Source organism: Suipraeoptans intestinalis, assembly GCF_009696485.1.
In the GTDB taxonomy this organism is placed as follows: domain Bacteria; phylum Bacillota; class Clostridia; order Lachnospirales; family Lachnospiraceae; genus Suipraeoptans; species Suipraeoptans intestinalis.
Genome location: NZ_VULY01000033.1, coordinates 1 through 7,653 on the forward strand (window position 1 = coordinate 1; position 7,653 = coordinate 7,653).

1 protein-coding gene and 7 pseudogenes are annotated in these 7,653 nt (G+C 49.0%); 4 read left to right on the forward strand and 4 right to left on the reverse strand.

The window, feature by feature from the left end; translation table 11 throughout:
* Positions 1-493: pseudogene (locus FYJ34_RS15300) on the forward strand (glucosamine-6-phosphate deaminase); the annotation flags it as partial.
* On the opposite strand, the pseudogene FYJ34_RS15305 reads toward FYJ34_RS15300, so the two are convergent.
* Positions 490-1,399: pseudogene (locus FYJ34_RS15305) on the reverse strand (AraC family transcriptional regulator). The pseudogenes FYJ34_RS15300 and FYJ34_RS15305 overlap by 4 nt on opposite strands.
* A 206-nt stretch (positions 1,400-1,605) precedes the next feature.
* Between FYJ34_RS15305 and FYJ34_RS15310 the strand changes: the two are divergent.
* Positions 1,606-2,932: pseudogene (locus FYJ34_RS15310) on the forward strand (ABC transporter substrate-binding protein).
* 96 nt (positions 2,933-3,028) lie between these two features.
* A complete protein-coding gene (locus tag FYJ34_RS11930) occupies positions 3,029-3,919 on the forward strand; it encodes a carbohydrate ABC transporter permease (protein WP_330582684.1) in 891 nt (296 codons plus the stop codon).
* 68 nt (positions 3,920-3,987) lie between these two features.
* Here FYJ34_RS11930 and FYJ34_RS12790 read toward each other — a convergent pair.
* Positions 3,988-4,663 (reverse strand): annotated as a pseudogene (locus FYJ34_RS12790) (carbohydrate ABC transporter permease); the annotation flags it as partial.
* A 96-nt stretch (positions 4,664-4,759) separates the two neighbouring features.
* A pseudogene (locus tag FYJ34_RS11940) lies at positions 4,760-6,033 on the reverse strand (ABC transporter substrate-binding protein).
* Between the two features lie 256 nt (positions 6,034-6,289).
* On the opposite strand from FYJ34_RS11940, the pseudogene FYJ34_RS15315 reads away from it, so the two are divergent.
* A pseudogene (locus tag FYJ34_RS15315) lies at positions 6,290-7,200 on the forward strand (helix-turn-helix domain-containing protein).
* Here the strand turns inward: FYJ34_RS15315 and FYJ34_RS15320 are convergent.
* Positions 7,197-7,653: pseudogene (locus FYJ34_RS15320) on the reverse strand (glucosamine-6-phosphate deaminase); the annotation flags it as partial. The pseudogenes FYJ34_RS15315 and FYJ34_RS15320 overlap by 4 nt on opposite strands.

Genomic DNA, 7,653 nt, shown 5'->3' on the forward strand with positions numbered 1-7,653 from the left:
ACTACTTTATGCACAGGCATCTGTTCGACCGGGTAAACATCCCGCAGGAACAGACCCACCTGCCGACGGAACCAATGCAGAAGCGGAAAAAGAATGCAGACGATATGAAGAATTGATGGAAAGCCTGGGAGGGATCGACATTCAGCTTTGGGAATGGGCATAACGGGCATATCGGATTCAACGAACCGGCGGAGGCGTTTGCAAAAGAAACCCACTGTGTCGATCTGCAGGAAAGTACGATACAGGCCAATAAACGTTTTTTTGAATCGGCAGAAGAGGTACCCAGACAGGCCTATACCATGGGGATCGGCACCATTCTAAGAGCCGTCCGGATCTTGGTGATCGTAAGCGGAGAGGATAAAGCGGATATCGTAAAGAAAGCCTTCTGGGGCCCATTACCCCGCAGGTACCCGCCTCCATCCTGCAGCTGCACCCGGATGTAATCCTGGTGGCAGACGAGGCAGCGCTGTCTAAGGTGACAGAGAAGCTCTAGCGCCTTCGCTCTGTCATGGCCTTAATGGAAGACGCATATTCAGAGGGAGTCATTCCAGTGAGCTTTTTAAACTGACGGGAAAAATAATGGATGGAAGTATACCCCAGCTGTTCGGAAATCTGGGTGAAGTTTAGCCGGTTGGTCCGGATCATTTCCTTGGCGGCGTTGATCTTCATCAGGGAAAAATATTCGATGATCCCCATATGGCACTGGCCCGGAACAGCTTTTGCAGCTGAGAGCGTCCGATCAGGTTGTCCTTGCAGATCTGATGGATAGCAATGTGGGAACAGAGGTGGGATTCCAGATAGTCGGTGACACGGTGAAACAGCTCCGTGTCACTTTTTTTCGTCATAGGGCCAAAAGAATCCCGACCGGGCAGCCTGCGAAGAACCACCGGGTTGGAATGCCGGCGGATCAGGTGGATCAGGAAATGCTCCAGATACAGCCGGATCAGCTGCTGGGCGCCAAACATATCGGCAGGCTTCTGGGGCATGTTCTGTAGATAGGGGTCATCCAGCCGGCAGTCGAAACAGCGCCGGGCTTCAATGATGATATCTGCCAGAAGGTTGCGCTCCGTGTCGTCGATCAAAAACGTTTTTTTGCGGAAGAAGTCCATCGCCGGATCGTCACACTGGAAGGAGATGACCACCAGGTTAGGGCGATGGTTCCGTTGGCGTGTACGTCATGGAATTCGTTGGGTTCGTGAAAGGCGATCTCTCCCTGCTTCAGAGTCCGCAGCCTGGTCCCGGCGGTAATGGAAACTTCCCCTTTGTCCACACAGATAAATTCCCAGAAATCATGGGCTTCTCCATCAAAGGAAAAATCATTCATATATTCAAAATAGTGGATGCTGTAAATTTTACCAACAGATACTTCGTTTTGCAGTGAAATTCCGTCATATCCCATAAGATACCTCGCGATTTGTCTTGAAAAAGAGTTGCTTTTTTAAAATATTATGGATTCTTACCAACAGTATACAGGAAAAAGAAAGGGAAATCAAAAGAAAAATACCGATAGTGCAAATTTATGAAAATATAATACAAAGATTTTTGTGCAGTTTTGTAATAGAATGAGGACAGCGAGAGAAAACACTTTATAGGAGGTAAAGTAGTATGAAAAAGAAACTGGTTAGCGTATTGCTGTGTGGAGCACTGGTTGTCGCTGCAATGGCAGGCTGCGGCAAGAAGTCTGACAGCGCTTCCTCTGATAGCAAAGACAGCGACAAGCTTGTGTACTGGTCTATGTGGAGCGAGAAAGAGCCCCAGGCAGAAGTGATCAAGGAAGCGGTAGAAAAGTACACAAAGGACACAGGCGTAGAGGTAGATCTGCAGTTCAAGGGACGGAGCGGACAAAGAGAAGGTCTGCAGCCGGCATTGGACGCAAAGCAGCAGATCGACCTGTTTGATGAGGATGTCAACAGAGTCAACGGATCCTGGGGAAAATATCTGCTGGATCTGGAAGATCTGGCAAAAGATTTTGAGGCAGAGCACGGAAATACGACGCTGTTCCAGATTGCAAGAAACGCATACGGACAGACTCACGACGGAGATGCAACGCTGCATTCTATTCCTTACCAGCCGTCTATTTTCGGTTTCTTCTACAACAAGACCTTGTTTGAAAAGGCAGGAATCGAGGCGGTTCCGACTACCTGGGAAGAGTTTGACGCAGTGTGCGCAAAGCTGAAGGAAGCAAAGATCACACCGATCACAGGCGACGGAGCCTATGCAACCTCTTTCCTTGGCTATCACCTGGGACGTTATCTGGGACAGGATGGCGTAAAGGCACTGGTGGGAGATCCGGCAGTGAAGGAAAAGGTGGAAGCAGGGGAGATCGAGGCAGTGAGCTGGGATGATCCGAGAGTGCACAGGCAGCGAAAGATCTGGAAGACTTTGCAAGTAAGGGATACTTCTCCGAGAACATAGAGTCCAATGTGTATCCGGCAGGACAGAATCAGGAATTTGCACCGGGGATGCAGCAATCATCATCTGCGGATCCTGGCTGCCCAACGAGATCAAGGATTCGGTATCCAAGGATCTGAAATGGGGATACTTCAATTATCCGGCAGTATCCGGCGGAACCAATGATGCAACGGCAAACAACATTGCAAACCAGGTATTTGCGATCAACAAGGATTCCAAGAAGGCAGAGCAGGCATTTGAACTGATCACCTATATCGCGGCAGGAGATTTCGATAAGAAGATGACAGAGGAAGCTCTTTGCATCCCGGCCGACAAGGCAAATGCAGATGCATGGCCGACAGAGCTGCAGGAAGTAAAACCGGGATTTGATGCAACCACTACTTTCTATGACTGGGCAGTGGGTGTAGAAAATAACGGAGACCTGACACCGGCATTAAGCGAAAACGTATTAAAGCTGATGGGCGGCAAGATGACAGCCGATGAGTTCGTAAAGGCTTGCAAGACCGCAGCAGAAAAATAAAAACTGTTTGAAGTTTGAGAGAGCAGTGAGGGGAATATGGTGGCATGGGCAGACTGCCTTCGCCACCATATTTTGTAAGAAGAAGGAGGGATTTGCGTGAAGAAAAATAAGGGAATGATAATTGGGTTTCTGATGCCGGCAGTTATCATGTTCCTGGCTGTATTTCTATATCCGATCATCAGAACGGTCCTGATGAGCTTTTTTAAGATCGAGTCGGTTACAGATACCGCGGATATGTGGCAGTTTGTGGGAATCAGTAACTACGAAAAACTGTTGTCGACGGATATTTTCCGTACAGCCATGTGGAACATTGGAAGGATCTGGCTGTTTGGCGGACTGATCGTCATGCTTTTGTCACTCCTTCTGGGCGTGATCCTGACCAGCGGGATCAAAGGGAAAAAAGTATTTCGTGCCATCATTTATCTTCCGAATATCGTGAGTGCAGTTGCATTGGCAACTATGTGGCTGCAGTATGTGTACAGTCCTAAGTTCGGACTGTTAAAAAGTGTACTGGAGTTTGTAGGGCTGGACAAGCTGGCCAAGACCCAGTGGACAGCGCCGGATAATGTATTTTGGGCGCTGCTGATCGCCTACTGTTTTGGAATGGTGGGCTATCATATGCTGATCTGGATGAGCGGGATCGAAAGGATCAGTCCGGATTTTTATGAAGCGGCTACAATTGACGGGGCCAATAAGCCTCAGCAGTTCAGATATATGACACTTCCTCTGCTGAAGGGAGTGTTTAAGACCAACATTACCATGTGGTCAGTCAGCACGGGCGGCATTTTTTTGTATGGCTCCCAGCTGTTTTTGCTTTCCGGTGCGTACGGGCCAACAAGGCCAGCCTATCGTGTCCTCTGGTGCTGGTTACCGTCCAACCTGCTGATCGCGACGATCTGTTCGGCACTGTGCGAGGAACGGAGAAAGTGGGGTTCATGTGGTACATATGAGCTGCACCCGGAACAATGGTTGGCCCTCTGCTTATAGGTGCCGTCCACAGCGGGAAGAAAACAGCCTGGGACCATAAACAAAAAATGCCCGGCCGTGGCTGACCTGGACCATACAATGGTAATGTTGGTCTTAAACACTCCCTTCAGCAGAGGAAGTGTCATATATCTGAACTGCTGAGGCTTATTGGCCCCGTCAATTGTAGCCGCTTCATAAAAATCCGGACTGATCCTTTCGATCCCGCTCATCCAGATCAGCATATGATAGCCCACCATTCCAAAACAGTAGGCGATCAGCAGCGCCCAAAATACATTATCCGGCGCTGTCCACTGGGTCTTGGCCAGCTTGTCCAGCCCTACAAACTCCAGTACACTTTTTAACAGTCCCGAACTTAGGACTGTACACATACTGCAGCCACATAGTTGCCAATGCAACTGCACTCACGATATTCGGAAGATAAATGATGGCACGAAATACTTTTTTCCCTTTGATCCCGCTGGTCAGGATCACGCCCAGAAGGAGTGACAAAAGCATGACGATCAGTCCGCCAAACAGCCAGATCCTTCCAATGTTCCACATGGCTGTACGGAAAATATCCGTCGACAACAGTTTTTCGTAGTTACTGATTCCCACAAACTGCCACATATCCGCGGTATCTGTAACCGACTCGATCTTAAAAAAGCTCATCAGGACCGTTCTGATGATCGGATATAGAAATACAGCCAGGAACATGATAACTGCCGGCATCAGAAACCCAATTATCATTCCCTTATTTTTCTTCACGCAAATCCCTCCTTCTTCTTACAAAATATGGTGGCGAAGGCAGTCTGCCCATGCCACCATATTCCCCTCACTGCTCTCTCAAACTTCAAACAGTTTTTATTTTTCTGCTGCGGTCTTGCAAGCCTTTACGAACTCATCGGCTGTCATCTTGCCGCCCATCAGCTTTAATACGTTTTCGCTTAATGCCGGTGTCAGGTCTCCGTTATTTTCTACACCCACTGCCCAGTCATAGAAAGTAGTGGTTGCATCAAATCCCGGTTTTACTTCCTGCAGCTCTGTCGGCCATGCATCTGCATTTGCCTTGTCGGCCGGGATGCAAAGAGCTTCCTCTGTCATCTTCTTATCGAAATCTCCTGCCGCGATATAGGTGATCAGTTCAAATGCCTGCTCTGCCTTCTTGGAATCCTTGTTGATCGCAAATACCTGGTTTGCAATGTTGTTTGCCGTTGCATCATTGGTTCCGCCGGATACTGCCGGATAATTGAAGTATCCCCATTTCAGATCCTTGGATACCGAATCCTTGATCTCGTTGGGCAGCCAGGATCCGCAGATGATGATTGCTGCATCCCCCGGTGCAAATTCCTGATTCTGTCCTGCCGGATACACATTGGACTCTATGTTCTCGGAGAAGTATCCCTTACTTGCAAAGTCTTCCAGATCTTTCGCTGCCTGTGCCACTCTCGGATCATCCCAGCTCACTGCCTCGATCTCCCCTGCTTCCACCTTTTCCTTCACTGCCGGATCTCCCACCAGTGCCTTTACGCCATCCTGTCCCAGATAACGTCCCAGGTGATAGCCAAGGAAAGAGGTTGCATAGGCTCCGTCGCCTGTGATCGGTGTGATCTTTGCTTCCTTCAGCTTTGCGCACACTGCGTCAAACTCTTCCCAGGTAGTCGGAACCGCCTCGATTCCTGCCTTTTCAAACAAGGTCTTGTTGTAGAAGAAACCGAAAATAGACGGCTGGTAAGGAATAGAATGCAGCGTTGCATCTCCGTCGTGAGTCTGTCCGTATGCGTTTCTTGCAATCTGGAACAGCGTCGTATTTCCGTGCTCTGCCTCAAAATCTTTTGCCAGATCTTCCAGATCCAGCAGATATTTTCCCCAGGATCCGTTGACTCTGTTGACATCCTCATCAAACAGGTCGATCTGCTGCTTTGCGTCCAATGCCGGCTGCAGACCTTCTCTTGTCCGCTCCGTCCCTTGAACTGCAGATCTACCTCTACGCCTGTGTCCTTTGTGTACTTTTCTACCGCTTCCTTGATCACTTCTGCCTGGGGCTCTTTCTCGCTCCACATAGACCAGTACACAAGCTTGTCGCTGTCTTTGCTATCAGAGGAAGCGCTGTCAGACTTCTTGCCGCAGCCTGCCATTGCAGCGACAACCAGTGCTCCACACAGCAATACGCTAACCAGTTTCTTTTCATACTACTTTACCTCCTATAAAGTGTTTTCTCTCGCTGTCCTCATTCTATTACAAAACTGCACAAAAATCTTTGTATTATATTTCATAAATTTGCACTATCGGTATTTTTCTTTTGATTTCCTTTCTTTTTCCTGTATACTGTTGGTAAGAATCCATAATATTTTAAAAAAGCAACTCTTTTCAAGACAAATCGCGAGGTATCTTATGGGATATGACGGAATTTCACTGCAAAACGAAGTATCTGTTGGTAAAATTTACAGCATCCACTATTTTGAATATATGAATGATTTTTCCTTTGATGGAGAAGCCCATGATTTCTGGAATTTATCTGTGTGGACAAAGGGGAAGTTTCCATTACCGCCGGGACCAGGCTGCGGACTCTGAAGCAGGGAGAGATCGCCTTTCACGAACCCAACGAATTCCATGACGTACACGCCAACGGAACCATCGCCCCTAACCTGGTGGTCATCTCCTTCCAGTGTGACGATCCGGCGATGGACTTCTTCCGCAAAAAAAACGTTTTTGATCGACGACACGGAGCGCAACCTTCTGGCAGATATCATCATTGAAGCCCGGCGCTGTTTCGACTGCCGGCTGGATGACCCCTATCTACAGAACATGCCCCAGAAGCCTGCCGATATGTTTGGCGCCCAGCAGCTGATCCGGCTGTATCTGGAGCATTTCCTGATCCACCTGATCCGCCGGCATTCCAACCCGGTGGTTCTTCGCAGGCTGCCCGGTCGGATTCTTTTGGCCCTATGACGAAAAAAAGTGACACGGAGCTGTTTCACCGTGTCACCGACTATCTGGAATCCCACCTCTGTTCCCACATTGCTATCCATCAGATCTGCAAGGACAACCTGATCGGACGCTCTCAGCTGCAAAAGCTGTTCCGGGCCCAGTGCCATATGGGGATCATCGAATATTTTTCCCTGATGAAGATCAACGCCGCCAAGGAAATGATCCGGACCAACCGGCTAAACTTCACCCAGATTTCCGAACAGCTGGGGTATACTTCCATCCATTATTTTTCCCGTCAGTTTAAAAAGCTCACTGGAATGACTCCCTCTGAATATGCGTCTTCCATTAAGGCCATGACAGAGCGAAGGCGCTAGAGCTTCTCTGTCACCTTAGACAGCGCTGCCTCGTCTGCCACCAGGATTACATCCGGGTGCAGCTGCAGGATGGAGGCGGGTACCTGCGGGTAATGGCCCCCCAGAAGCTTTCTTTACGATATCCGCTTTATCCCTCCCGCTTACGATCACCAAGATCCGGACGGCTCTTAGAATGGTGCCGATCCCCATGGTATAGGCCTGTCTGGGTACCTCTTCTGCCGATTCAAAAAAACGTTTATTGGCCTGTATCGTACTTTCCTGCAGATCGACACAGTGGGTTTCTTTTGCAAACGCCTCCGCCGGTTCGTTGAATCCGATATGCCCGTTATGCCCATTCCCAAAGCTGAATGTCGATCCCTCCCAGGCTTTCCATCAATTCTTCATATCGTCTGCATTCTTTTTCCGCTTCTGCATTGTTCCGTCCGGCAGGTGGGTCTGTTCCTGCGGGATGTT